21 protein-coding genes are annotated in these 26,319 nt (G+C 46.7%); 11 read left to right on the top strand and 10 right to left on the bottom strand.

The genetic code is table 11. The features are described from left to right. Positions 1-219: 219 nt before the first annotated feature. Both H3H32_RS10195 and H3H32_RS10190 read left to right on the top strand, forming a co-directional pair. A complete protein-coding gene (locus H3H32_RS10195; RefSeq protein ID WP_182462567.1) occupies positions 220-1,236 on the top strand; it encodes a bile acid:sodium symporter family protein in 1,017 nt (338 codons plus the stop codon). Between the two features lie 120 nt (positions 1,237-1,356). Next, positions 1,357-1,779 carry a hypothetical protein gene (locus tag H3H32_RS10190; protein ID WP_182462566.1) on the top strand — a complete coding sequence of 141 codons (423 nt, stop codon included), beginning with the start codon at positions 1,357-1,359 and terminating at the stop codon, positions 1,777-1,779. A gap of 95 nt (positions 1,780-1,874) precedes the next feature. Here the strand turns inward: H3H32_RS10190 and H3H32_RS10185 are convergent, their stop codons facing one another. Continuing rightward, positions 1,875-2,120, bottom strand: a complete 246-nt coding sequence (locus H3H32_RS10185) for a hypothetical protein (protein ID WP_182462565.1) — start codon at positions 2,118-2,120, stop codon at positions 1,875-1,877. 323 nt (positions 2,121-2,443) lie between these two features. Between H3H32_RS10185 and H3H32_RS10180 the strand changes: the two genes are divergently transcribed. The 4 genes from H3H32_RS10180 (at position 2,444) to H3H32_RS10165 (ending at position 7,531) form a co-directional block, all read left to right on the top strand. Further along, a complete protein-coding gene (locus H3H32_RS10180; protein ID WP_182462564.1) occupies positions 2,444-2,848 on the top strand; it encodes a hypothetical protein in 405 nt (134 codons plus the stop codon). 115 nt (positions 2,849-2,963) lie between these two features. Beyond that, positions 2,964-4,352: a GH1 family beta-glucosidase gene (locus H3H32_RS10175; RefSeq protein ID WP_182462563.1), complete on the top strand. Its 1,389-nt coding sequence runs from the start codon at positions 2,964-2,966 to the stop codon at positions 4,350-4,352. A gap of 512 nt (positions 4,353-4,864) precedes the next feature. Next, positions 4,865-6,115, top strand: a complete 1,251-nt coding sequence (locus tag H3H32_RS10170; RefSeq protein WP_182462562.1) for a DUF4249 domain-containing protein — start codon at positions 4,865-4,867, stop codon at positions 6,113-6,115. 132 nt (positions 6,116-6,247) lie between these two features. Then, a complete protein-coding gene (locus tag H3H32_RS10165) occupies positions 6,248-7,531 on the top strand; it encodes an acetyl-CoA hydrolase/transferase family protein (protein WP_182462561.1) in 1,284 nt (427 codons plus the stop codon). A 27-nt stretch (positions 7,532-7,558) separates the two neighbouring features. On the opposite strand, the gene H3H32_RS10160 is transcribed toward H3H32_RS10165, so the two are convergent. The 6 genes from H3H32_RS10160 to H3H32_RS10135 all read right to left on the bottom strand — a co-directional run bounded on the left by H3H32_RS10160 (position 7,559) and on the right by H3H32_RS10135 (position 14,096). Further along, positions 7,559-7,897 carry a hypothetical protein gene (locus H3H32_RS10160; protein WP_182462560.1) on the bottom strand — a complete coding sequence of 113 codons (339 nt, stop codon included), beginning with the start codon at positions 7,895-7,897 and terminating at the stop codon, positions 7,559-7,561. 73 nt (positions 7,898-7,970) lie between these two features. After that, positions 7,971-8,861, bottom strand: a complete 891-nt coding sequence (locus H3H32_RS10155; protein WP_182462559.1) for a sugar phosphate isomerase/epimerase family protein — start codon at positions 8,859-8,861, stop codon at positions 7,971-7,973. 139 nt (positions 8,862-9,000) lie between these two features. Continuing rightward, the gene (locus tag H3H32_RS10150; protein ID WP_182462558.1) at positions 9,001-10,044 is read right to left on the bottom strand and encodes an alpha/beta hydrolase family protein; all 1,044 of its coding nucleotides are present in this window, start codon (positions 10,042-10,044) and stop codon (positions 9,001-9,003) included. Between the two features lie 185 nt (positions 10,045-10,229). Then, on the bottom strand, positions 10,230-11,552 hold the full coding sequence (locus H3H32_RS10145; RefSeq protein ID WP_182462557.1) for a PQQ-dependent sugar dehydrogenase: 1,323 nt from the start codon (positions 11,550-11,552) through the stop codon (positions 10,230-10,232). 207 nt (positions 11,553-11,759) lie between these two features. Beyond that, positions 11,760-13,472, bottom strand: a complete 1,713-nt coding sequence (locus tag H3H32_RS10140) for a GMC oxidoreductase (RefSeq protein ID WP_182462556.1) — start codon at positions 13,470-13,472, stop codon at positions 11,760-11,762. 114 nt (positions 13,473-13,586) lie between these two features. Then, positions 13,587-14,096: a gluconate 2-dehydrogenase subunit 3 family protein gene (locus tag H3H32_RS10135; protein ID WP_182464305.1), complete on the bottom strand. Its 510-nt coding sequence runs from the start codon at positions 14,094-14,096 to the stop codon at positions 13,587-13,589. A 365-nt stretch (positions 14,097-14,461) separates the two neighbouring features. Here H3H32_RS10135 and H3H32_RS10130 point away from each other — a divergent pair, with 365 nt between their 5' ends. From H3H32_RS10130 to H3H32_RS10115, 4 genes are all read left to right on the top strand, one after another. After that, a complete protein-coding gene (locus H3H32_RS10130; protein WP_182462555.1) occupies positions 14,462-15,925 on the top strand; it encodes a S41 family peptidase in 1,464 nt (487 codons plus the stop codon). A gap of 302 nt (positions 15,926-16,227) precedes the next feature. Next, a complete protein-coding gene (locus H3H32_RS10125) occupies positions 16,228-17,301 on the top strand; it encodes a Kelch repeat-containing protein (RefSeq protein WP_182462554.1) in 1,074 nt (357 codons plus the stop codon). 62 nt (positions 17,302-17,363) lie between these two features. Then, positions 17,364-17,714, top strand: coding sequence for a DUF4907 domain-containing protein (locus tag H3H32_RS10120; protein ID WP_182462553.1), 351 nt, complete (start codon positions 17,364-17,366; stop codon positions 17,712-17,714). Between the two features lie 12 nt (positions 17,715-17,726). Further along, positions 17,727-19,076, top strand: a complete 1,350-nt coding sequence (locus tag H3H32_RS10115; RefSeq protein ID WP_182462552.1) for a DUF4270 family protein — start codon at positions 17,727-17,729, stop codon at positions 19,074-19,076. Positions 19,077-19,287: 211 nt separating this feature from the next. On the opposite strand, the gene H3H32_RS10110 is transcribed toward H3H32_RS10115, so the two are convergent. The 3 genes from H3H32_RS10110 to H3H32_RS10100 form a co-directional block, all read right to left on the bottom strand. Next, positions 19,288-21,765: a glycoside hydrolase family 95 protein gene (locus tag H3H32_RS10110; protein WP_182462551.1), complete on the bottom strand. Its 2,478-nt coding sequence runs from the start codon at positions 21,763-21,765 to the stop codon at positions 19,288-19,290. A 175-nt stretch (positions 21,766-21,940) separates the two neighbouring features. Then, positions 21,941-22,663 carry a LolA-like protein gene (locus tag H3H32_RS10105; protein ID WP_182462550.1) on the bottom strand — a complete coding sequence of 241 codons (723 nt, stop codon included), beginning with the start codon at positions 22,661-22,663 and terminating at the stop codon, positions 21,941-21,943. Between the two features lie 135 nt (positions 22,664-22,798). Beyond that, the gene (locus H3H32_RS10100; RefSeq protein WP_182462549.1) at positions 22,799-25,363 is read right to left on the bottom strand and encodes a TonB-dependent receptor; all 2,565 of its coding nucleotides are present in this window, start codon (positions 25,361-25,363) and stop codon (positions 22,799-22,801) included. 692 nt (positions 25,364-26,055) lie between these two features. Here H3H32_RS10100 and H3H32_RS10095 point away from each other — a divergent pair. Beyond that, a complete protein-coding gene (locus tag H3H32_RS10095) occupies positions 26,056-26,316 on the top strand; it encodes a hypothetical protein (protein WP_182462548.1) in 261 nt (86 codons plus the stop codon). Positions 26,317-26,319: the final 3 nt, after the last annotated feature.

Raw genomic sequence — 26,319 nt, 5'->3', positions numbered from 1 at the left:
ATTATTAGGCATTTTCCTTCATACCCAAGACTCTTGATTTTGCTTGTACCCACGGGCTTCAGCCCGTATATGTGTGTGAATTAAAACACGGGCTGAAGCCCGCGGGTACAAGCGAATTACCCAATACACGAACTCCTAAAGCGGTTGACTGGTTAGCTCTTGTACATACACTTGGCTAGTACGACCATAGTCATCTGCCTTTCCGATACCGAGTAAATTATGGCAAAAACGTCCCTAGGTTCTCTCCTCTCCCGCGCTGGACTCGATTGGTTTATCTTCGCTTTGCTAGCCATGATCGGCCTGGCCAAACTCTGGCCCGAGCCGGGTATCCAAGAGGGCATATTTTCATTGTCGACCCTGGCCACCTACGGCGTTTCGTTGATTTTTTTCTTTTATGGCTTAAAATTGAATTTCAGCCAGTTGCGCGAAGGACTGCGAAATCACCGACTTCATCTGGTTATTCATCTTACCACCTTCGTCGTATTTCCGGCGGTTGTACTGGCTGCCCGCTCGCTGTTCCTAACACCAGATACTGAGTTGCTTTGGCTGGGCATTTTCTATGTAGCAGCCTTACCCTCAACGGTCTCATCATCGGTGGTGATGGTCTCTATTGCGGGCGGAAATCTGCCGGCTGCGATCTTCAATGCCAGCATTTCCAGCCTGATTGGGGTATTCATTACACCTATCTGGATGAGTTTTTTACTGGCCAATACCACTGGACAATATGACCTCGCCGGTGTCATTGGCAAGTTAACCCTTCAGGTTATTCTACCGGTCGTACTTGGGCTTTTACTGAATAAGCGCCTGGGCTGGCTGGCTTCCCAGCATAAAACAGCACTCCGGTATTTCGACCAGTTCACCATTTTACTCATTGTTTACACTGCCTTCTGCGAATCGTTTGCCCTTCATTCATTTGAGAAGATTTCAGCGAGCGATCTACTTTGGCTGGCCACCCTGATGCTGGCCTTGTTCTTTCTAATTTACGGACTCATCACATTCCTCAGCCGACTCCTGAATTTTAACCGGGAAGACCGAATTACAGCGTTGTTTTGTGGTTCCAAGAAATCGCTGGTACAGGGTAGTGTGATGGCAAATGTCCTGTTTCCGGGCAGTATGGCGGGCATAGCATTACTGCCGATCATGATTTATCATGCCCTCCAGCTCATTGTTGCTAGTATTTTAGCACAGGCAATGGCTCGGCGACAGACTGAAAAAATAGAGGTCATTCAGGAGTGATTCAGCCGGGTTCAACGGACCAAAATGGGCATTCAACCAGATGGACTTACAGGCCGATTAAACGCTGTTGAGTGGTTCGCTTCTAAGAATCAGTAACGCACAATTAAACACATACTGATCATGAAAACGACACTCATTTCCGCTATTGCCCTTTTTAGCTTAGCTACTACAGTAACGTTCGCACAAGGCATATATTCGAAACCATTTAACAACAATCGGCCTGGTCAGCCACAAGTTCAGGCTCCTCGCTTTGGCAACAACGATCAGTTTCAGGATGATCTGAAAATCGATCAGTTGGATAACATGGTGGGACTATCCTTCAAACAGGAAAAAGAGCTGCGTAAAATCGAGAACAACTATGACCGACTCATGGCTAATCCTCGACAATCAGTCGATGCCAAACGCCAACTCCAATTGCGCAAACGTCAGGATATGCTTGCCGTTCTAACGTCGGCCCAGCGCGATCGGTTGTTCGCCTATCAGTCGCAGCCAACTAATCGATACAACAAAAATCAGCCAATGCCTTATGGCCGTCGTGGCTAGTTTTGGGATATAACACAGATAGACAAAGACCGCAGAGAGTGTAAAAACTCGTTGCGGTCTTTGTGTTTATACCATTCCTTACGAATAATGATACACTACGGTCCTACGCTTCCACCTACCTGCATCACAACACTGCTCATTGTAAATGATGTTGACTGTGTGCCTGATGTATACGCGCCACTGGTGTAGATACCATTCACGTTTGTACTAACCGCCGACACACTTCCACCCGTAAATACCTTGTAGGTAGTCGCTGATTTCAGCTGCGGCACGCCCAGGGTATGCTTTGTAAAAAAACGGCCGATACTACGATTCTGACGTTGACATTCCTTTTCGTTCATGGTGTTCTAATTTGGGGTCCTTATTCTCTTTGTATTGGTATCGTCCACTAGGCTATAACTGCCAGCGCCCCCCTATATCGCAGCGCAAAGCGATGCCGTTGCAGGATAATGTTAAGTAAAGAGTACTATGGCAACTACACGCGTCAAGGTACCAGGCTAAAAAATCAACTGATAGATAAATTTTATTCGGCATTCAGAAGGCCGTTCAGCGGTTTTAACAGCTAAAAATGGGCATTCGGCCAGATGGGCCTATAGCCTTATTAAACGATGAAGCCTAGTTCGCTTCTAAGAATCAGTAACGCACAACTAAACACGTACTGATCATGAAAACGATAATTGCAACCGCCTTCACCCTCTTCAGCTTAGCAACCACGGTAACCTTCGCTCAGGGTGTTTATTCAAGACCTTTTGACAACCGCCCTCCACAACACGGCAACTCTCGTTACGACTACGACCAATATCAGGACGAGGTAAAAATTGACAGAATCGACGCCATTGTTGGGTTGTCTCGTCGTCAGGAGAAACAATTGCATAAAATCGAAGACAATTATGACCACATCATGCAAACCTCGCGCATGACGCCCGACGGTCTTCGTCAGCTCCAACTACGCAAACGTCAGGATATGCTCGCCGTGTTAACCCCAATCCAACGCGATCGGTTATTTGCGGCTCAGCAGCCTAATCGATACAACCGGAATCAGCCTGGCCCTTTTGGCCGCCGAGGATAATCCCACCTAACCTGTAGCGTGTCCCCCAATTCGGTATGTTAAATTATCGAGTTGGGGTTTTTCGTTGCTTACCAGGCGGTACTTTTGCGCACGATTTACCTGTGCCAACGTATTGATGAACCCATCTGATCCACTAAATTTTGACCGCCATACCTTCGGTTCCGACTTTGTTTGGGGAACTGCTACAGCTGCCTATCAAATTGAAGGAGCGGTTGACCGCGACGGACGAACGCCCTGCGTCTGGGATACGTTCGGGCGGCAAAAAGGCAAAATCAAAACGGGCGAAACGGCCGATATAGCCTGTGAATTCTACGACCGCTATGAATCGGACCTTTTGTTGCATAAAGAACTCGGATTCAATGCCTTCCGTTTCTCGCTATCGTGGTCACGAATCCTTCCCGACGGTGTAGGGCCAGCGCATGGCGGACGTATCAATGAAGCCGGAATTGCCTTCTACGACCGCCTGATCGACCAGTGTCTTCAATTAGGCATTACTCCCTGGATCACACTCTACCACTGGGATTTACCGCAGGCGCTTGAACTAAAAGGCGGCTGGCCCAACCGAAAAATTGTGGATTGGTTTGCGGATTTTGCCGATGTCTGTACAAAAGCGTATGGCCACAAAGTGAAGCATTGGATTATCCTGAACGAACCACTGGCATTTTCGATACTGGGCTATTTTACGGGACAGCACGCACCGGGTCGGCGGAGTTTCCGGAATCTGTTGCCCGTTATTCACCATACCGCGCTGGCCCAGGCCGAAGGTGGGCGCATTGTTCGGCAAAATGTTCCCGATGCGTTAGTTGGTACCACTTTCTCCTGCTCCCCCATCGATCCGTTTACCCCTGGCGATCAGTCTGCTGCCATTCGGGTGGATGCGCTCATGAACCGGCTTTTTATCGAGCCATCTCTCGGCCTTGGTTACCCCTCGAAAGAGCTGCCCTTCCTGGCTAGCATTGCTAAAAAAGTGGCTAAACCCGGCGACATGGAACGGCTCGCATTTGACTTCGACTTTATTGGTTTACAGCACTATTTCCGGGCAGTGGTCGAGCAATCGTACTTTATGCCGTATCTGTGGGCAAAAGATGTAACGCCCCTCCGGCGAAATGTACAAACCATTACGGAGATGGGTTGGGAGGTATACCCCGAAAGTATGTACCGAATCATAAAACAATTCGGACAGTACGAAGGCATCAAAAAAATCTACATTACCGAAAGTGGTGCGGCCTTTTACGATCAGGTGGAGAAGGGACAAGTGCATGATAAAGCCCGAGTCGAATACCATCAGAATTACCTACAGCAAGTACTTCGGGCTAAACAGGAAGGCCTCCCGGTTGAGGGTTATTTTGCCTGGACATTCCTCGACAATTTCGAATGGGCAGAAGGGTATCGCCCCCGCTTTGGCCTGGTCTATGTCGATTTCCGAACGCAGCAACGGATTGTGAAGGCATCAGGGCGCTGGTTCCAACAACTATTAACCGAAGAATTGGTGGCTGTCCGGTGATTTTAGTCGATGATGCACACGTAGGGAATAGCTGGTTATTTTGGAGAAAATATATATTATTTTTTATTGGCACCCTCGTTCTCTTAAGCACTGTAAGTGCGACCTGTTAATAGAAAAATAAACCTATTCCATCCAGTAAGCGCTGTAGGTGCGACCTAATTCTTAGTATATAGGTCGCACCTACGGCAGACCTTTGTTCGGCGTAGTGTCTGGACTACGCCGTGGTGTTTCCGCCGGGTGGCCGTTGCCATCTCCGACCGGTTTTTCAATTTAGTTCACTCCGGTCAAAGACCGGATAACACTCGAACGTAGTCCATACTACGCTCAACGAGGGAGTTGCTCCACCAGCATCCGAGCTTTGTATATATCGTAGTTGAGGACACATAACGAGGATAGGCAGCGGGCCCAATTCGGAGGCTAATGAATTCAAATCAGACAATTACATCAAGCAGTAAATTCAAAAAAGTAGAATCTATTCGTAAAGCGGTTTTGGTCTAACATTCCAGCTATGTATGCGTTCGTTAGCTCTACTTGGACTTGGCTGTTTAACGGCTCTGCTTCTACCATTCGCTTGTGTAGATCCCCTCGCCCAAACCCTGGCCGATACCGTGGATGTTCTTGTTGTTGACGGGACGATTACGAATGTAGCCGAACCGATGGTCATTCGACTTAATCGTTCGCATGCTGACCGGCTAACTGGACGAAGTGGAACACTACCCGTTACCAAAGCAACGGTTGAAGTAATACTCGATTCGTCGGAGGTGATTAGCTGTCATGAAACAATAAATGGCAGCTATCAATTGCCGAACGATTTTAAAGGGCAGATAAACCACGCTTACCAACTCCGCTTTACCCTGAGTGATGGCACTCGCTATATATCCACGCAACAGGTGATGCCCTCCGTTCCTCCCATTAGCCGGGTGACGGTTCAATTCAACCCAACCAGTCTTTCGCCCATTGAAGCAATAGATGGCCATTATCGCGCAGCGCATGACGTTTACCTGGACACCCAGGACCCTGTCAATGAGCACAATTACTATCGATGGTCCTGGATGCTTTATGAGCCCCAGGAGTATTGTCGGACTTGCTATCAGGGTATTTATGCCGTCAATGAAGTTTTGCCGTTTAATAATGGCGTATTTCAATCGACCAATAAACCTTTTGAGGATTGCGTTTATCCACCCGCTAGCTCACAGGCCTATTTGTACGTTCAGGGTACCTCGTTCGATTATTTCTGTCGAACGCAATGCTGGGAAATCCTCTACAGTCATACCATCAATGTTTTCGATGATAAGTTTACGAATGGTGGGCTTATTTCCCGACAACTGGTTGCTCAGGTTCCCTTTTATCAGCATAGCCCTTGTTTGGTCGATATTCGACAGGAAGCGCTCACTAAAACGGCTTACGAGTACTTCAATTTTTTCCAGCAACAGACACAATCAACAGGTGGATTGACTGACACACCACCGACGGTAATGATCGGCAATATTCGAAATGAGGCCGATCCAAAAGAAAAAGTAATTGGCTACTTTACCGCTTCGGCTGTTTCAATAAAACCGTATTACATTGATCGAAAAGACACGGATGGCATTCCGCCTACCTTGTTTTACGCCTTGAACGGCCGTATCCCTAATCCAGAATCGCCACCTCCTCCCTCTAATGGCCCTACATTTCTTGTAGGTGGTCCGGTTCGCCCGCCCACTGCTGTTTGTGGTCCTATTGACCAGCGTACCCCGATTGCTCCCATAGGCTGGCCAAATTAGCGTGAATTTTCCTGACACTTTTTCCTGCAAAAACCCTGATTAAACTCAGCCAACCATGCCGAAATTAATCACCTCATGCAGAAGCACTAACACCTACTTTTGTGGCGTCAAAAATTACGCTTTTACCTAACAATGCCTGTTCATCTTCCGCTCACTAGTCCCGAAAAAGCCGTTTCGGCTATTCAATCGGGCAATCGCGTTTTTATACATAGTGTTGCCCAAACTCCTCATATGCTCATCAAGGCAATGGTCGATCGTGCTCATGAGCTTCGTGATGTAGAGATTTGTCATATGCATACCGAAGGGCCATTGCCCTATCTGGATGCCCAGTACCAAAATTCGTTTCGACCTAATTCCTTCTTTATCGGTGCCAATATGCGGAAGCAACTCAATCAGGGCATCGGCGATTACGTTCCAGTTTTTCTGAGTGAGGTCCCTCTTTTGTTCCAGCGAAACATATTGCCCATCGATGTAGCGCTTATTCAGGTATCGCCCCCCGATGCGCACGGTTTCTGTTCGCTGGGTCCTTCGGTCGATATTTCGTTAGCGGCCATTCATTCGGCGAAGTATGTGATTGCCCAGGTGAATCCACGTGTACCTCGCACGCATGGTGACGGCCTGATTCCAGTTTCGATGCTACACGCGGCCGTTGAGGTAGATGCGCCCGTTTACGAAGTGTTGCCTGGTCAGATCAGTGATCTGGATCGTAAGATCGGCCAAAACGTAGCGAGTCTGGTTGAAGATGGTGCCACGCTTCAGCTTGGCATCGGCGGCATTCCGAATGCTACGCTATCGGAGCTTATCCATCACAAAGGGCTGGGCATCCATACCGAAATGTTTTCGGATGGGGTGATCGATCTGGTTGAACGGGGGGTGATCACCGGTGAACATAAGACAGTGCTACCCTATCGCCTTGTTTCGGCCTTTGTAATGGGCAGTCAACGAGTTTACGATTTCATTGATGATAACCCTGGGGTCGCTATGAAACAGGTCAGTTTTACCAACGATACGGCTATCATTCGGCGCAACCCGAAAGTTACGGCCATCAATTCGGCCATCGAAATCGACCTGACAGGGCAAGTTTGTGCCGACACGATTGGGACCTACCAATATTCAGGCGTAGGTGGCCAGATGGATTTTGTGCGGGGAGCCAGTCTGTCGGAAGGTGGAAAACCTATTTTCGCGCTGGCGTCAACAACCACTCGGGGAGAGAGTAAACTAGTTCCGTTTTTGAAAGAAGGGGCCGGCGTAACGACCACTCGCGCGCATGTGCATTACATTGTCACAGAATACGGTATTGCTAATTTGTTCGGCAAGAACCTCCGCCAACGTGCCCGTGCCCTTATCAACATTGCCCATCCCAATCATCGGGAAGAACTGGAACGAGAGGCATTTGCGCGATTTGGCAGTGTATAATTTCGCACAAAACTGGGTGATAATCAATCAAATCAACGAAACAAGGATAATACAGAGGGCCAGAAGAATCTGAATGACTACTTTAATAGTAAGGGGCTGGTTATAATGCAACGGATAGAGGAAGGCACCAACGATAACGCCCGTAGCAAAAAACAAGAATCGATTCGACCACATGGAGCCATTGAACCCTTCTACACCATATTTGGAAGCTTTAATCCATAACCAGGTGCATCCTAGCGCCAGCACGTATGGTATCGGCGACCGAATCCAGTTTGGCATTTTGAATTGCCAGTACATGATATACCAGTGGCCAAAGGAACCAATTAAAAACAGGCCGATCGCCAGGAGTATCTTAGAAACATTCATCGCTCAAAAATACACAGGCCAAACGAAACCGAGGAGTTTCGTTTGGCCTGTAAACGGGTTAATCGACCTAGATTTATACTTTCAATTTTTCCACATTCTTAAAGCTGATCGCAATTGACTCCAGTGGTGGCAGTTTGCAGACATCCTGTTCAACGAAGTAGTGCGTCATGCCCGCTGTTTTCTTCGCGTCGAAGATTCGCTGGAAGTTAATAGAACCCGTACCAACTGGCGCGAATGCCCGTTCAGCCGTTTTTTCCATGTCTTTGATGTGCCAAAGCGGGAAACGACCAGGGTGCTTCTTGAACAAAGCAACGGGGTCCTGATTCGCAAACGTAGCCCAGTACAAATCGAGTTCGAGTTTGACCAGGTTCTTGTCGGTACCGTTCAACAGGACATCATAAGGCAGTTTGCTATCCATTGCCTTAAATTCAAAATCGTGGTTGTGGTAGCAGAATTGCATCCCGGCCGCTTTCACGACTTCCGCCGATTTATTGAATAGATCCGCAAACTGTTTGTAGTCATCCAGTTTTTTCCGTTCGTCGGGGAACAGGTAAGCACAAACCATGTACTTCTGTCCGATAGCAGCAGCATCGTCAACCGCCCGTTTCCAGTCATTGGTGAGGGTGCCTTTCGCATTTGGCATTGTTTTGCCCGTTGTATAGTGTCCGCTGGGAACCGATAAACCCAGGCTTTTCAGTTGGGCTGCAAATGCTTTAGGTGTTTTGCCGAAGAATTTACCATCTGCGTAACCAAACAACTCAACTTCTTTGTAGCCAATTTCGGCCACTTTTTTCAATGTTCCATCCGGGTCTTTCGCCATCAAATCCCGCAGTGTATACAATTGCAAACCAACCTTTTTGGTAGGGGCTGCAAACGCATCTAGCTGAGGTAACAAAGCCGCCGATGTAGCTAAGGCGCCTAGTTTAAGAAACTGCTGGCGGGTGATCTTTTCGGAGTAATTCATAAAACAATAGGTCGGTTAATGGGCAGCAGACGAAGTGCCTGCGCACGGGGTATAAAGGTATAGATTGGTTTGGTTTACTGTTCTGGCACCCTCAATCCACTATCCAACGTATTGGTTTCAGCATTTCGTACCCATTGAGTTAATGAAGCCTGAGCCAGTCGAAATACTCCTTTTCGACAACAACGCCGTTATAGACTTTATCGATAACCTTCCCCTTCGCATTATACGTTAACTTGTAATACGTATGGTCATGATTAGGATATGCCTTCAAACTAAGATTCATTTTGCCACGACGAGCAAACTCAAGCGGTAGGATATCGTTCGAGGTCGAGCCCACATCGGCAGTGCCATAGATCACACGAATGGGTATGGTTAGGGCAAGCAGATACTCTAAATTGTGATTATGCGAAAATGAATAGGTTGTCCGTTTAGGATCGCCATAAGTCGATGTCGTATTGAGCGAGTCTTTACAAATCTCAATCCATTCCCGTTGCAACCCCTCAACGCTTCGTTGAGCCTCCTCTTGCGTATACTCGCCTGTATACCCTTTCATTCGCTCGGCACGGATGATCGACTGGTGTCGGCCTTCCAACCCGCCTGATGATACAATTAAATGGGTAACCCTTGGATTTGTATAGGCCGTTTTAATCGCTACATGGTAGCCTTCTGACCCACCGGCTAGTACAACTCGTTTAGTATCCACCCAAGGCTGTTTAAGCAGAAAGTCAAACACAGCATTCGTCTGATGAACGTAATAATCAAGGTAGTTATGACTAAAATACGTCGACGTATACATTGTGGGCTTAGGCCTGCTACGGGTAGTAAACAGCGTATCTAAATACGCATCCTCAACAACGAGAGGTACCCCCGGTTTCGCAATCATAATTGAATAATAGTCAGCTTCGTGGTCGTAACAGGTAATGGGCAATTCTGTTAAGGCAGGCTTATGGGTCTTCGGATTAATGGTAAACAGCGGAATCGGCAGGGAACCCTGACGAAATAGAAAAATTGGCTTCTTCTTCGTCAACTCACCTTTTCGAGTGACAACAGCAAACGTGATCGAGTCTCCTTCAAATGGAATCGTAAAAACAGTATAGTCTCCAACAGAACGTTGGGTATGCTGACCAATTGCCAGATTAATGATAAGACTGTAAAGGACTAGTGTCAGAAGTAAATAACGCATCGTTTTAGCAGGCGCTTAAGCCGCCATAAAGATTCAGTATCAGGCACATCCGTCCAAGTTAATGTTTGTTAAAAAGGTCTACGAAAAACCACTTTGCCTCAGTATGATCCGGTAAAAGGAAGCACAAAAAAGCCACCTACTAGCTAGCGTAGATGGCTTTAGTTAATCGTTAATAATTCAGGCTGTTACTTCTTTTTCGAAGCCGTCATTGATTTCTGGCCTTTGGCCGACCCTTTATAACTGATTTTAAATAAGGTACCGTTCAAATCATCCGTTACATAGATAGAGCCATCGGGTCCCTGCGCCAGACCACAAGGACGATGTTGTACGGGACCTTGTGGTTTTTCGAGGTCGACACCCGCAAAATTATCGGCAAAGATTTCCCATGGGCCCGCTGGCTTTCCATTTTTAAACGGCACAAAGCCAACTAAATAGCCTTTGTGAATTGGTTGCGATTGGGAGTGAAACGCAATGAAAGCGCCGTTTCGGTAACGCTCGGGGAAGGCCGTTCCCGTATAGAACAGTAATCCATTAGGCGCCATATGAGCCGGGAAAGCGACTACTGGACTGATCGCTTTTTCACCACCCGTTTTTTTGCCATCTCCACCATATTCAGGAGCCAGCATTTTCTTTTTCTGAACGGGGTCGTAATAAATATAAGGCCAACCAGCATCATCGCCCTGATGAACTTCATACATCGTTTCGGCGGGTAGCTCAGCACTATTTTGCGGTGTATAGTACTGTGGGTAGAAATCATCGAATTTCCCCCGCCCATGCATCAAAACAAACAGGGAGTTGTTTTTGGTATTCCAATCCAGCCCCACAACGTTTTTCAAACCAGTGGCATAGCGTGTGCCGCTCGCAAAGGATTGATCGGCAACATTTGCTTTAAATTTCCAGATACCTGCTGCCGAATCCAGCAGCGGGCAGGGCATTAACCCTTTCCCGGTCCCGGCTTCCCGGCAAGCATCGTTATCCGAAGCGATATTCACGTACAAGTTATTCTGATTATCAACCGCAATCGACTTCGACTTATCTCGGTCTTTTTCCCGTAAGCCCGACACCAGTTTTTCAGGCTGATCGGGGCTATCAACCTCCTGCTTATCGTTGAGTTTGTAGCGATAAACACTTGAATTAGACGAGGCATAGAGATATCCATTGTTAATGAAAATTCCGGTTCCGGGATAATCCCCGAAGCCCGTTGTTTCATCAATCAGACCATCTTTGTCGGTATCCCGAAGCCGATAAATTCCTTTCCCGTCCTTGAGTTTAGCCAGCTTCACGTAAATGTCACCGGTTTTGGTAATCGCAATATGACGAGCCGAACCCAGATCCTGCGCGACGATCGTGCCTGAAAATCCAGCTGGAAGTTTTAGTTCAGATGACGGATCTGATTTCTTATGTGTACGAACGGCTTTTGGATATTTGCCCGTATGGTTTTCGGCCAGGCTATCCCACGAAAGCAGTGAAGCCATCAGGCAGGCAATCCCGATAAAAGTTTTAGACATAATAGGGGAACGAGAGGTATACGATTTCAATGGTTTTCCTTAAAAGTTAATTAACCCGTAGAAATACTTCTGGCGCGTGCATTTGCTCGTGCTTATAATTTCGTCAGCATCCGCCGACCTACCAGTTAATCGTGCGCTAGCGAATGCTAGCCAAAATAAAAGGCACGGGTAAATACCCGCGCCAGATACAAAAAAATAAAATGATACCTACACCAGCCCCTTTTTCATAGCTTTCACGGCATAATCGGCAGCGCGGGCTGTAAGCGCCATATAGGTTAATGATGGGTTTTGCGTGGAAGTCGAGGTCATGCTGGCTCCATCTGTTACGAATACGTTTTTCACGGCATGAAGTTGGTTCCACTTATTGAGCATCGACGTTTTGGGGTCTTTACCCATCCGCACACCACCCATTTCGTGAATATCGAGGCCAGGTGCGGCATGACTGTCACGTACCCGGATATTTTTGAAACCCGCTTCGGTAAACATCTCCGTTAGTTGCTCCTGATAATCCTTCACCATTTTATCGTCGTTATCATCGTAAGCAATCGAGATTTTCAGTTGGGGAATACCAAACGGATCTTTTAGCGATGAGTCCAGCGCAAGATAGTTCGATTCTTTCGGGATGGTTTCACCCATCATATGTGAGCCGACGTACCAACCGCCCAGTTTAGGATTCAACAGGCTCTCTTTCAAGTCGGCTCCAATTCCATTTTGATCAGACCGCGAAATCCGCCCGGCCGAAAAACCAGAGGCATACCCTCGTAAGAAGTTCGTTTCCTGTTTTAGCACATTTCGGAAACGGGGAATATAAGGGCTGTTTGGCCGACGACCATCTGTTGTCGAATCAAGATCTCCATCGTATTCACCCGAAATACCTGCCCGATAATTGTGGAAAGCGACATATTTACCCAAAACCCCACTGTCGTTGCCCAGACCATTCGGGAAGCGATGAGATGTTGAATTCAACAGCACTAGATTGGAGTTTAATGCTGCCGCATTCAGAAAAATGATACGAGCATAAAACTCCTGCATCTGTTTGGTATTAGCGTCAATGACGCGCACCCCCGTTGCCCGGCCTTTGGCCTCATCGTAGATGATCGAGTGAACAACCGAGTTGGGACGTAAGGTCATTTTACCCGTTTTAGCTGCCCAGGGTATGGTTGACGAATTGCTACTGAAGTAGCCACCAAACGGACATCCGCGCTCACAGATGGTACGGTGCTGACATTGCGCCCGTCCCTGCTGAAAATGAATGGGTTGTGGTTGCGTTAAATGCGCGGCCCGCCCCATAATCACATGCCGATCCTTATATTTGGCCGCCACTTTTTGTTGAAAATGCTTCTCTACGCAGTTCCATTCGTGGGGGGGCAGAAACTCACCATCTGGCAAAGTGGCCAAGCCATCTTTGTTACCGGTTATTCCGGCAAATCGTTCTACATGGCTATACCAGGGGGCAATGTCGGCATAGCGGATCGGCCAGTCAACGGCGAATCCATCACGGGCAGGTCCTTCAAAATCGAAATCGCTCCAGCGCTGTGTTTGTCGTGCCCACATCAGCGATTTGCCGCCTACCTGATAGCCCCGTATCCAGTCGAAAGGCTTTTCCTGAACGTAAGGATGCTCAGCGTCTTTCACGAAAAACTGTTCGGTACCTTCATAAAAAGCATAGCACTTGCTGATAATCGGGTTGGCTTCCCGAACTTCCTGCTTAAGCTGGTTTCTATGTTCAAATTCCCAAGGTTGTTTGTTGGTCGTAGGATAATCGGTTACGTGCCGAACATCGCGTCCCCGTTCGAGAACGAGGGTGCGCAGGCCTTTGCCAGTCAATTCTTTGGCTGCCCAGCCGCCACTAATGCCTGAGCCAATGACAATGGCATCGTAGGTGTTTAAGGCTTGCGCATCTATATTAAAGTAAGACATTTTCAAGAGTGGTTAGTTTACAGTATTCGGTTTGAGGTATTCGGTCTACGGTGGCTGACGCGAAAGCAACTTCGTACGTCAGCCACCGTAAACCGAATACCTCAAACCGTACACCTATTTTCCTTGTGAAGCTGCTTTTTGAGGTACAGGCACGCAACCGTGGTAACGACCTGGAATAAATTCGTAGTGCGTAAGATTGGTCATCACATACTCCGACGTCATATAGCCTCGAATAGTGAGGTTCTTCACTAGCGAGTAAAACTCCTTTTGATCCGGCGATTGAGCCAGTTGCGTCAGTAGTGCTGTCCGTTGAGCCGTATCGCCTTGAGCAAAAGGTTTGCTAAATGATTTCTGAGCCAGATCATTTAACGAATCGAGTCCTTTGTTCAGGTTTTCCTGTGCCGTTTTAGGGTAACAATCGGCCACCATTTTCTGCACGAACTGATGAACGTTCAGGGCTTTTGCGCCAGGCGTATCGGTAGCCGGAATAATCGTTTCGACCATCTCTGCCAGCAATTCAGTTTGGCCTACAGAGAGAATTTTTCGGGTTGTCAGGACAGTTTCGGTCGTCCAGCCATTTGCCCAGGCAGGCAAGCTAATTAGCCCACCCACGGCCCCAGCCATTGTTTTTAACGCATTACGTCTTTCCACAGATTTGTTCTACTAGGTTTCATTAAACTCATTATCAAAGATACAACACAGTCGCAACTACTTGCTGTGTATAGTTTGGCAATCGAGTGTTGATTCTTAAAAAACTACGCTCTATCTGTTTTATCAACCAGGCCGCCTTTCTAGCGTCAACAACGGCCAACCCAAATCAACTCTGAAAATCAGCGGCCTCCTCTCCTACTAAATCGCAGCGATCAGAATTAAATGACTATTAAATTATGGAGAGCGTATTACCGGCTGCAACAAACGGTATTTCACCAGCGTAACCATTATAGATTAAGACGCTTTTTTATTCAACTTACTCTATAGATAAGAACGATATGAATTACACGCGTAGAACAACAAAAGAGTTACTTCATCAGCAGATTTGGTCAATACTTTTCATGGCAGGTTTCGCCTTATCACTGTCGGCCTGTAAGAAGACAACAGACGATGTCACCCCTCAAACATCGGCCACAACATCTGAAAACCAAACGATTGATTCCTGGATTCTTTCGAATATGCGGGACGTGTACTACTGGAATACCAAAATTCCAGCCAATCCCGATACTACACTGGCACCCGATGTTTTCTTCAACTCTATTCTGAATACCTATAATGCTACCTCGAATCCAGATGGTGATCGGTTCTCGTGGATTGAGAATGATGCCAGCACATTAACTGCTGAATTAAGTGGCCAGACCACCACTACGGGTATGGAATACAACTTATACCTACGTTCTTCAGGCTCTACGGGTGTTATTGCTCAGGTTTTGTATGTACTGCCAGGTTCTCCGGCGCAACTGGCTGGTATCAAGCGGGGTGACATTATTTCGAAAGTAAACAGTCAGTTATTGACAACCAGCAATTATTCGGACTTATTGTTAACAGGAACAACCTTTACTTTTGGATTTGCTACCATAAGCGGCTCATCGTTGGTCGATACGGACAAAACAATCAGTGTAACCGCTACAACCTTCCAGGAAAATCCGGTGTTCCTGGATTCCATTTATACCGTTGGCAGCAAAAAAGTTGGCTATTTAGTTTATAATCAATTTGTTCCAGGCGCTAACGGGAGCGAGGCCGATGAGTATGATGCGCAGGTAGATGCCGTTTTTAGTAACTTCAAAGCGCAGGGCGTCACCGAATTAGTACTGGATTTACGCTATAACCCAGGTGGTTATACGTCTTCCTCGGCGAATATGGCCAGCCTTATCGGTAAGGGGGTCAGTTCCAGTAAATTGTACTTCCGGGAAGAGTGGAATACCAGCATTACACCCCTGTTACAGCAGGCTTATGGCTCCAGTTTCTTTATTCAGAATTTCCTGGATAAGTCTCAGAATATCGGCGATAACCTCTCGCGGGTCTTTGTACTTACCACCGATCATACGGCTTCAGCCAGCGAACTTATCATTAATGGCTTGCGCCCATACATGACCGTAACCACAATTGGTACAACGACTTATGGAAAAAATGTAGGTTCCATTACGGTCACCGACGATTCTGGAAAAATTAAATGGGGTATGCAGCCTATTGTTTTCAAATCATACAACAGCCTCGGACAGTCTGATTACGCAACCGGATTTACTCCCAGTATAGAGGTTGACGAACCGATTAATCTGCTGCCACTGGGCGATACCAATGAAGACTTGTTAAATACTGCGCTCAGCCAGATTTCGGGAAGTGTAGCCAGTGGCCGCAAAGCAACCAGCAGTGGTAATCCATTGATCAATTTAGGGTCGTCTATTCAACGCAAGGCGGGTGGTCATTCAATGATCCGGGAATTGAAGAGCCTTAAATTTTAACCTTTTTTAAGGAAGTTACATTCCAACGGCTATGATGCAAAGCGAGTCTTTGTGTCATAGTCGTTTCGGTTTTTCCTTAAGTGTCTTTAAATCACCCTAACAATTAAGAATTTTTATGAGTCCAGCACGTTAGCAAGTAACACCCCTTTGGCGTAATTTTGTGCGACCTATTTGATACATGACTTCGCCCGAATCGGGCTACCAATTTTGTCAACTCGTGCTGGTAAGACTATCAAACCATCGTTCTTAACGCAAATTCCTATAACTTTACGTTTTAATTCGTTCGTTCACGCTCGTTTTTCATGATTCATTTACCATTTCGATTCCTTTCGGCGACCAACTCTCAGTCGAAAGCAATATCAACTGAGACTACCCTCTCTAACGCTACGAAGAAGACCAAACGCGTCAACTGGACACTAGCACTGGTCGGCATTGGCTGGGCCGGACTCCTCATTGGTTGTAACAACTCATCAACAGTCGACACGCTGGGCGACTGGAATTCAAGATCTGAATTAGAAGGCCCTGCTCGTTTTGGAGCTGCCAGTTTCGTAGTTGGTACTATTGCTTACATGGGCACTGGAACCGATGTTAGCAACAACCGTCTGAAAGATATGTGGGCTTATGACGCAAGTCGAAATGCCTGGACACAGAAGGCTGATTTTCCAGGTGTAGCCCGTAACCTTGGCGTAGGCTTCTCGGTTGGTACGAAAGGCTATATCGGTACAGGTCTGGATGCTAATTCGACTCGCTTAAAGGATTTCTGGGAATATGATCCAACTGCGAACAGCTGGAAACAGGTCGCAGATTTTGGTGGCACTGCCCGTCAAACAGCAACCGCCTTTGCGATTGGCACAAAAGGCTATGTAACGTGTGGATTCGACGGCAACTATCTGAAAGATATGTGGTCGTATACCCCAACAACCAATACCTGGACTAAAGTGGCCAGTTATGGTGGTTCGAAACGCGTAGGAGCTGTTGCTTTTGTTATTAACAACATGGCTTATGTTGGTACGGGTAACAACAACAACTCAAATCAGCTCGACTGGTATGTGTATGATCCAGCACAAGATTTGTGGACCCAAAAGCTGAATTTCATTACCGACCAAACCAGCATTGCCCGTAGCTATGCCGTTGGCTTTGCGATTAATGGTTTAGGGTATATCACAGGTGGTGACGCGACAACGAAAGACGTTTGGGAATATAATCCAACCGCCGATACCTGGACAACAAGAGGTGTATTTGAAGGATCTAGCCGGACGTATGCAGTTGCCTGGTCGATCAACAACAAAGGCTATATTACAACAGGTGCCAATGGTACAAGCCGTTTCGACGACCTGTGGGATTTCGATCCGACTGTAGTACAAGTCATTCCTTAAATCATACACCTTGCCAGTACGATCAGGCCCTTTGCGTTGATACGTTGGTAAGGTAAGTTAAAATGACGAACGATTCGCAGCCTACGTCTCGACCATCCTTAGTTCGGCTGGGCCTGATTTTTTGCCTGATTTGTTTAGCGATTGTCACGGTTTATTTATTTTACCCTCGACAGCCTCATTATCAGGTACAGGTATTCAAGACCAAAGGTGGCTGGGGATATGATATACTGAATAACAAAAAGATGGTTATTCATCAGCCAACTATACCAGGACAATATGGTATAGTTGGCTTTACCTCCCAGGAAGAAGCTCAACGAGTGGGTAATTGGGTGGCTGAAAAAATGAAACAGACGGAGGCTATGCCTACGCTGACAAAAGAAGACTTACGCCAGTTGGGCGTAAAAATCCCCTGAATTAGTTAGATTATGCGTACTCTCTGGTACGCCGGTTTGCTACTGCTGACCGGTATGGTGCTATTTTCCTGCCAATCGGGCGATCTTCGTGTAGGACAGTCGGTCATCAGTCCTCAGGAACTGTTTGTACAGTCTGTTGATACACTGACGCTCAAAACCTCAACGGTGATGCGGCCGGATTCATTCCTAACGTCGGGTGATGCGAATATCGTCGTTGGGCGTTGGTCAGACGCGCAAACCGGTAAGATGACAGCCCGCGCTTTTGCCGCGATTAATTATGCCAGTAATTCTTTCCAGGGCCAAACCAATCAGCGCCTGGATTCGCTTGTACTGGAATTGACGTATGCGTATGTATATGGCGATACAACCTCTGCGTTTAACATCAGTCTACACACATTAGACAAACCACTCGTTTATCAGGCGTATTACAATACAAATTCTGTATCGTACTCCAGTAAACCATACCTACAGAAAACCGTTTTACCGCAGCCGCTGACGCTCACCAGGAAAATTTCGTTTCGACTGCCTGCCGATGTTGAGCAGACTTTTTTCAATAAACTGGTCAATGGCGACATCGTTGATGCGACAACCCTAGCTGAATACTTCCCTGGGTTTGCTCTGAATTGCAATTCAACTTCCAATGCATTTGCTGGTTTTGCAACGGCAAGTAGCGGCTTACGACTCTATTACCATGCTACCGATGTCGATCTAGCGCAATCGAATCTATTGTTCCCCATGTCGCTGGGTTATTTTACGCAGATAACGAATGATTTGAGTGGCACGCCATTGAGTGTATTGAAAAATCGGTCGGATGCCGTTAGTAGTCGTCTAACCAACAACACTACGTTCATTGTACCAAGTGCCCTGCTCCATACACGCCTTGAAATTCCGTATCTAGATCAGTTTGCCAAACCGGATGGCTATGCAGATATCAATAAGGCAACGCTGGTCATTAGCCCCATCCGAACCACAACGAAAGATAATAGTAACCCTCCGGGCTATCTAGCACTCTTTTTCACCAACACTCAGAACGATATATTACCCACTGCTGTGCCAGGTGGAGCAGGTGGTACCTCATCAGCCATTGCTCAGTACAATCCACAAACGACATTTGTGCAAAATGGTCCTGATACAGGTGCTTTGCCTCTCGTGGACTCTTATTCGTTTGATTTAACGTATTATATCGGGCAGATTATTAAGCGTAAACTCGCTAATCAACCCTTGTTGTTATCGATTCCGACAGAAACTCAGCTTCAGACTTCGCTGACTTTACGAGAGCGGCTCCAGCGAGTAACGATTGGCGATCAGTTAAAAGCAAATGATCAAATGAAAGTCCAGTTGTTTATCACATCTGGAAATTAATTGATCAAAGAAGATAATAAACGAATAAGGGGCCGATTTAGTAAATCGGCCCCTTATTCGTTTATTATCTTTCTACTTCCGGCGTCTTGACAAAACTACCCTTTAACTTAGACGTTTTTTTGTCCTCCCGACGCAGGAGGGATCTTAAAAATGTCCTTACTAGAGCATTAAGAAACCCTAAGATCCCTCCTGCGTCGGGAGGACAAAAACGCTATAAACCTGTCACCTCATACTTACCACCTTTTTGTGTCGTAAATGAGGTAACGTATCCTACATTCGTTTGCTTCGATTCCGTCTGGATACCTTTTATTTTTACAGGGCGGGCAGTTCTGATTTTACAAAGTCCACCGTTTAAGGATTGAACGGTAGCGGTTGTTAACCGATGGTTTTTCCATTGGATACCAACCTGGAACCCACCCCGCGCTTTCAGGCCCGATACACTCCCTTCTTTCCAGGCAGAGGGCAGAGCCGCTAATAAATGAATATCATCCAGATGGCTCTGAATTAGCATCTCGGCCATGCCCGCTGTTCCCCCAAAATTACCATCAATCTGAAACGGCGGATGAGCATCGAAAAAATTCGGATAGGTTCCACCTCCTCCCCGACTTCCATAATTCGTAGCGGTTTCGCTGGTATAACTCAACAGCTCCCGAAGCAGTAAATAGGCATGATTACCATCAAGCAATCGTGCCCAGAAGTTAATTTTCCAGGCGCGGCTCCAGCCAGTACCTGCATCTCCCCGTATTTCCAGGGTTTTCTTAGCGGCAGCGGCAAATTCAGGGGTCGAAATCGGCGAAATTTGCCGACCGGGATGCAATCCAAACAGGTGTGACACATGTCGGTGCTGCGGATCTACATCTTCGTAATCTTTATTCCACTCCTGAAGATTGCCTTTATGACCGATGTGTAAGGGGTAAAACTTCTTCCGTTTCTCAATAAGGAGGTTTCGAAACTCCGTGTCGGTATTCAGGACTGTAGATGCATCGATCAGGTTGGTGAACAAATCCCACATGATCGACATATCCATTGTCGTTGCCACCGACACAGCCGCATGCTGCCCTTTTTCATCGATAAAATCATTTTCGGGGGATAACGACGGCGATACTACCAGATAGCCATCTTTATCTTCTATAAGCCAGTCTAAGTAAAACTGAGCGGCCCCTTTCATGAGCGGGTAAGCGCGTTCCTGTAGAAACGTTTTGTCGCCCGTAAACCGGTAATGTTCCCAAAGGTGCTGACAAAGCCAGCTTGCCCCCTGATTCCAGTTGGCCCATTTGGGATCGCCCTGACCTTTATCACCAACGGGGTTAGCGATGGCCCAGATATCGGTGTTGTGGTGCGCAACCCAACCATGCATGTTGTAAAACTCCTTAGCGATCAAGGCCCCATTTTTGGCCAGCGATCCAATAAAACTAAGCAGCGGCTGATGTAGCTCCGACAGGTTAGTTACCTCAACGGGCCAGTAGTTCATCTGGGTATTAATATTGATCGTGTAATTGGAACTCCAGGGCGCTCGTAGCTCTTTGTTCCAGATTCCCTGCAAGTTGGCTGGTATGCCCGGAACTCGCGAACTGGAGATAAGTAAATACCGGCCGTACTGATTATACAACACCTCCAGACCAGGGTCGTAAGCGCCCTTCGAGTAACCCTCTAACCGCCTATCGGAAGGTAACTGAGCATTCGGATTTGTCGCCGTTGTATCCGTGATTTGCAGAGAGAACCGATTAAAATAGGGCTGATAGTCGTTCAAGTGACTACTTAACAGTGTTAAATAATTCTTTAGGGTAGCTTTTCGGATAATTTCTTCGGCTAATTTATTTTCGTCTTTTCCATCTTTATCAGGGCATTTATCATATCCATTAAAACTTGTGGTAGCCGCCACCAGCAGTAGAACCTCAGAAGCATTACGAATATGAATCCCATCTGTGTTGGTTTGAACGGTTCCTCCTTTGTTGATTGCTTTAAGCCGAAGCTGAAAACGCATCCCTTTACAACCCGTTACATCTTCATAAACGACATGCTCCCGATCTTTGGGATTGTAATAATTAGGCTCCACCTGTGCAGGTGCTTTGCCTTTCATCACCCATTCATTCAGTCCGTTGCCACTGCTTTGGGCATGAAGTTGACTTTGGGTGCTAGCATCGAAACTGATCTGGCCGGGTTTGTTAGCCGTTAGTCGAATAACCATGACCTGGTCTGGTGCAGAGGTGAATATTTCTCGTTTATACCCGATGCCATTCACTGTAAACGTTGTCGTGGCGATGGCTTTCTGAATATCCAGGTCGCGGTAATAAGCCGAGGGCTTAGCCCCTTTAAAGTCCTGTTTTAGTACTAAATCGCCCAGCGGCATATACGATTGCGTATACAATCCCTGCATTTTTTTGGCTAAATCGGTGGCTTTCTTATAATCTCCATCAGCCAACGCTTGCCGAACCTGTGGTAGATAAGTAGGAGATTCTGGGTTGACCGGTCCACTTACTGGCCCGCCTGACCAAAGCGAACTCTCATTAAGTTGAATTAGCTCTTCATCCACTCGCCCGAAGATCATTCCACCAATGCGCCCATTGCCCACAGGCAACGCTTCGGTCCAGACAGCTGCGGGTTGATTATACCAGAGTTTAAGGTTTTTTTGTGCGAAAAGTGGAGAAGAAACGAAAAGTAACAGAAACAACCAGGGGTTTCGATTCATAGTAGATCAAGGAATTTTAAGCAAAAGTAAACTGGTCTATCAAGAACCTGCTATCTCATAAAGCATAAATAGCCGGTATTATCCTGAAATGGTCTCTAAATTTTGTGATCCTGCAAAAAACAGAAAGCCACTCCAAGTCGGAGTGGCTTTCTGCACAGGTGAAGATAGAATAATGTTATTTGGCCGGCTTTTTAAAGATGGTTTCGTCGACCTTAGGGTTAATCGTGATTTTGGTGGTAACCATCGTCAGGGTGCCCATTTGCGGATTTGCAATTTCCATGGTGTTTGCAAACGGAATTCCATCAACGGCTTTGTAGTCCGAGAACCCGATTTCGCCTTCCTGCCCGTTCATAGTCGCCTTAACTTTACTAACCATATAGGTAGTCGCGTCAACGTATTCATCCATCACAACTCCATCTTTCGATGTCACTTTCAGGTGATAGTTGTCCTTGCCATCTACTTTTTCTTTGCCAACTAGTTCAACTTTGTTGCCTTTGTCTTTGTAATTGACTAGTGGACCAAATGGGTCAATTTGCCCTTTGTTCTGCTTAATTACATCGGCGGGCATATCTTCTGGCTCACCTGTTCCCTGCATCATAGCCGGACGTAGCATCCAGCCCGTTGCGCCTGCATTATCGACAACCTGAATCATCGAATTGCCCATAATCGAGGATTCGGAACGCATGGCTTTACCCACCAGGATCGTCGTTTTGCTGGGTATTTCCATTCCCTGTACAGATAGCGACCGTTCGGTTACCAGTGTGGTTACTCCCTTCAGTTTATCCAGACCGCCCATGGCCGCAACGTGTTTGTCGACAATCTCATCGACTGTTTGAGCATAAGCACCAACTGATACAAGCGCGGCTACTGTAGCGGCTAGAAATGTGTTCGTTTTCATTAGGTGATAGGGATTATGATTTCTCTTCAATAAATTAACTTAGAGTCATTTATTCAACATTTGCCTGCAAATTAGAAATGATTACTTAAAAACAAATCCCTAGTATTCATTTCTCCAGGATCAAATTACTTCTAACTAGCGGGGCGTTCCACCACCAGGTGTACCTCCTCCTGCTGGCTGACCACCACCTTCACTCTTCACGTCATCGTTATTCACCGACTTCGCTTTCTTGCGAGGTGCATCCATCGTCATCTTGCCAATTTTGTAGGTAAACGTCAGGCGGATACCCCGGTTGTAGAGATACACATCATTTACCTGATTGAATTGTGCTGAATTCAGGACCGTGTGGATGTTAAACCGGTTCGACAGGAAGTTTTCTGCGGCTAGCCCAACACTACCTTTTTTGTTATTGATATCTTTCTTGATACCTATTGTGTAAAATCCGAAACCACCTTGCGTACCCTGTAACTGTACCTGCGATCCCTGCATAAAGCCAAAGGCCTGAGCACCCCAGCCGTGGCCAAATTGTGCGTTGGCAAACGTACCCCCGCTTACGTTAATACCAGTGTTTGTCAGATCCTCTGCAACTCCATCCGCATTTGTTGTCTGACCGGTAAGGCTGGTATAGAACGCATTCAAAAACAAGCCAACGTTGATTTTCGACGTTATGGCCACGTTAGCAAACGTGTTGGTTCCGTAAGCATACTGACGACCAATGTTCTGGTAGGTAGTAACAATTGCGCCCGCCAGCGTATCAGATGGCTGTCTGACCTGCGTAATGGCATTGTTCGTTACCCGGCCAAAGAAAGTAGCATTGATAAACGTCTTCTTGATGGTTTTGCTCAAACCCACTTCAAAATTGTTGGTAAGTTCGGGACGAAGGGTCGGGTTACCAATCGTGATGTTCTGTGGGTTGGCTGTGTTAAAGTTGGGATTCAACTGCTGAAGTCCAGGGCGTTGAATCCGGCGGTTATAACCTAACTTAACAGTTGTTCCTTTAAACGTTTTAGAAGCATTCACACTGGGCACCAACACACCGTAATTACCAATACCGAGCGTACCTTTTTCTTCGGTGCTTGCGTCGATGAAGGTGTGTTCATAACGCAGGCCACCTTTCAGTGTGTACCGTTGTTTGGTTGTGTATGTGTATGAGGTATAGCCAGCAGCAATGTTCTGGTGATACAACAAGGCACCCCGCGTACCATTTTTCTCGGTAGTATACTCTCCCGTTGGGCCAGCTAGCAAGTACTCATAATTACTGTTAACCTGGCGTAAAATGCCTTTCGCTCCAAACTCAAGCAGCTGGTTTTTCTTGATCGGTGTTTGATAATCAGTCTGTACTGTAAATTCCTGGTTGACGTTACCATTCAAATTCTTCTGACGGCCTGTGAGTGCACCGGTACTATTCAACAGATCGGCATTGAAATTATTCGTCAAATCATTCCGGCTGTAGAGCGTCGAAATACTCCACTCCTGCTGAGGTTTGAAGGTATGTAAGTAATCGATATTAGCATCTACCGTTCCCGACAGGTTTCGGGTATCTACATTCCGGTATGAAATTGAGCTAGGAGTTCCGTTAGTAAACAACTGAGTAACCAGATCCTGCGGGCTAATCATATTCCGGACACCATAGCGGACACCCGCTGTCAGGCTTTGGTTTTTAGCCAGATCGTAGTCAAATCCTAAGTTATACTGCCCGAACAAACCCCGGCTGGTTCCATTACCGGTTTGACGAGTCAGGGTAGAAACGCCGTTAACCTCACTCGTTTGATCGAGATTCGTTTTGGTAATGGTGTTATAGATACCCCGGCCAAAACCACCAATCGTAAAACCAGCTTTGCCCTTTCGGTAACTACCATTCAATGACAACATAGAACCCCGGTTACCAACACCTGAATCTACGTTCAGATTCAAGCCCTGTAAACTGTTCTTTTTGGTAATGATGTTGATGATCCCTCCCGAGCCTTCAGCATCATATTTGGCCGATGGGCTGGTAATAACTTCTACCGTTTTAATCTGATCAGCAGGAATTTGCTTGAGTGCATCCGAAACACTGCTGGCGACGATGGTGCTGGGTTTGTTGTTGATCAAAACCCGGATGTTTGAGCTACCCCGTAATGAAACGTTGCCATCCAGATCAACGGTCAGCATGGGCACTTTACGCAAAATGTCGGTAGCGTCTCCCCCTTTAGCCGTAATGTCTTTATCCGCATTGTAAACCAGACGATCCACTTTCTCTTCAATGAGAGCAGCCTGACCGGTCACGGTAACTTCTTCCAGCGTTTTTACGGCTGAGCTAAGTTTAATGACGCCCAAATCCAGACTTTGACCGTTGGCCAGAACCAGATTATCGATCGTTTTATTCCTGAAACCAACAAATGTGATTAGCGCTCTATATTCGCCAGCCACCAGCTTCGTCAGCGCAAACTTACCTTTATCATCGGCAACTGTTCCGTCGACCGCTTTTCCTGTGGCTTTATTATAGAGAGCAATGCTGGCAAATTCAACTGCTTTCGCCTGTGTCGAATCGACGATCGTACCAATGAGTTTGGCACTTCCCTTGGGGCTTTGGTCGCCTGCTGTGCCGGGCAGGGCTTTTGGCTGAGCAGCGCCACCCATTCCAGGAAACTGAGCCTGGGCTGGTGTTAGCAGACTGAATGCTAATAATGTGGCAGCAATAAGTAAACTGTACGATTTCATAGAGGTTGCTTTAATGCTACAAAGGTGTAACCGCATCTGCAAACCCAAAACTGAAAACGGACAAAGGGCTGAATCGACCGGATGGACGTCGGTTTATTCCTGACGAACGTATTTAGGTGAGAGTTGAACTTATAGCTTATCTTCTCTAGAATCCTTTCCCATCCCCTCGAACCCTAATCTTGTAGGGGTTTTGAGAATTCTATTTAAGCCGGTCTAACATGGAGCTTTTTTACCCCTAAATCCCCTGAAGGGGACTTTGTTCGTGCTTGGAAAAAGTCCCCTTCAGGGGATTTAGGGGTAAAAAAACCACTAAAATCTACCTCTGCATCATCCAGATGAAACCCTTACAAGATTAGCGAACCAAACGTCAGGTTTCTCGATCATTGGTAGCACAATTGGGTTCTTATTGATCTATTCTTTACTAAACGTTGCAACGGTCGAGCCACGAAACGACTCTTTTTGCCGTACTGGTAAATAGAAGCAAATAGGCCATTATAAGCTCAGAAAGGGCATTATAAATCGGCAAAACACACTATCTGTGAATTGAAGTCGAAGAAACGCTAACCTGTCTACCTGTTAAAAAGTATTAAAAGCAACCGTAAACCCCGAACGCTCAAACACCCTATTCGATGCCATAGCTGTACGTTACCTTTTAACCCGTGAAACAGCGGATAACCTGAATCGCTCATCCAATGAAACGTACACATAACACCACCCCAACCAACCAGGCACCAGCAGCTAACCAGGTGGCCCTGCAAGTTTTATTATCTCAGTCTGAAGACGATTTTTATGGTAGCCTGCAACGCATTTGGAACAATGTGGTGCAACTCGAAGATATGGGGATCATCCAGCAGGAGAACGATAAGTTTATGTATGCCTACCGCTTTGCCGAAGCCGAGCTAAAGCGAGTGTATGTCGATCAGTACACCCAAAACTCAACCCAGGCTCTTTAACTC

Source organism: Spirosoma foliorum (assembly GCF_014117325.1).
GTDB lineage: Bacteria > Bacteroidota > Bacteroidia > Cytophagales > Spirosomataceae > Spirosoma > Spirosoma foliorum.
The sequence above is the reverse complement of the archived record's forward strand: the minus strand, read 5'-3'. Positions and strand labels throughout refer to the sequence as shown.

Coding starts and splice junctions, on each gene's coding strand:
- H3H32_RS10195 (WP_182462567.1), top strand. CDS start 220: ATGGCAAAAACGTCCCTAGGTTCTCTCCTCTCCCGCGCTGGACTCGAT.
- H3H32_RS10190 (WP_182462566.1), top strand. CDS start 1,357: ATGAAAACGACACTCATTTCCGCTATTGCCCTTTTTAGCTTAGCTACT.
- H3H32_RS10185 (WP_182462565.1), bottom strand. CDS start 2,120: ATGAACGAAAAGGAATGTCAACGTCAGAATCGTAGTATCGGCCGTTTT.
- H3H32_RS10180 (WP_182462564.1), top strand. CDS start 2,444: ATGAAAACGATAATTGCAACCGCCTTCACCCTCTTCAGCTTAGCAACC.
- H3H32_RS10175 (WP_182462563.1), top strand. CDS start 2,964: ATGAACCCATCTGATCCACTAAATTTTGACCGCCATACCTTCGGTTCC.
- H3H32_RS10170 (WP_182462562.1), top strand. CDS start 4,865: ATGCGTTCGTTAGCTCTACTTGGACTTGGCTGTTTAACGGCTCTGCTT.
- H3H32_RS10165 (WP_182462561.1), top strand. CDS start 6,248: ATGCCTGTTCATCTTCCGCTCACTAGTCCCGAAAAAGCCGTTTCGGCT.
- H3H32_RS10160 (WP_182462560.1), bottom strand. CDS start 7,897: ATGAATGTTTCTAAGATACTCCTGGCGATCGGCCTGTTTTTAATTGGT.
- H3H32_RS10155 (WP_182462559.1), bottom strand. CDS start 8,861: ATGAATTACTCCGAAAAGATCACCCGCCAGCAGTTTCTTAAACTAGGC.
- H3H32_RS10150 (WP_182462558.1), bottom strand. CDS start 10,044: ATGCGTTATTTACTTCTGACACTAGTCCTTTACAGTCTTATCATTAAT.
- H3H32_RS10145 (WP_182462557.1), bottom strand. CDS start 11,552: ATGTCTAAAACTTTTATCGGGATTGCCTGCCTGATGGCTTCACTGCTT.
- H3H32_RS10140 (WP_182462556.1), bottom strand. CDS start 13,472: ATGTCTTACTTTAATATAGATGCGCAAGCCTTAAACACCTACGATGCC.
- H3H32_RS10135 (WP_182464305.1), bottom strand. CDS start 14,096: ATGGCTGGGGCCGTGGGTGGGCTAATTAGCTTGCCTGCCTGGGCAAAT.
- H3H32_RS10130 (WP_182462555.1), top strand. CDS start 14,462: ATGAATTACACGCGTAGAACAACAAAAGAGTTACTTCATCAGCAGATT.
- H3H32_RS10125 (WP_182462554.1), top strand. CDS start 16,228: ATGATTCATTTACCATTTCGATTCCTTTCGGCGACCAACTCTCAGTCG.
- H3H32_RS10120 (WP_182462553.1), top strand. CDS start 17,364: ATGACGAACGATTCGCAGCCTACGTCTCGACCATCCTTAGTTCGGCTG.
- H3H32_RS10115 (WP_182462552.1), top strand. CDS start 17,727: ATGCGTACTCTCTGGTACGCCGGTTTGCTACTGCTGACCGGTATGGTG.
- H3H32_RS10110 (WP_182462551.1), bottom strand. CDS start 21,765: ATGAATCGAAACCCCTGGTTGTTTCTGTTACTTTTCGTTTCTTCTCCA.
- H3H32_RS10105 (WP_182462550.1), bottom strand. CDS start 22,663: ATGAAAACGAACACATTTCTAGCCGCTACAGTAGCCGCGCTTGTATCA.
- H3H32_RS10100 (WP_182462549.1), bottom strand. CDS start 25,363: ATGAAATCGTACAGTTTACTTATTGCTGCCACATTATTAGCATTCAGT.
- H3H32_RS10095 (WP_182462548.1), top strand. CDS start 26,056: ATGAAACGTACACATAACACCACCCCAACCAACCAGGCACCAGCAGCT.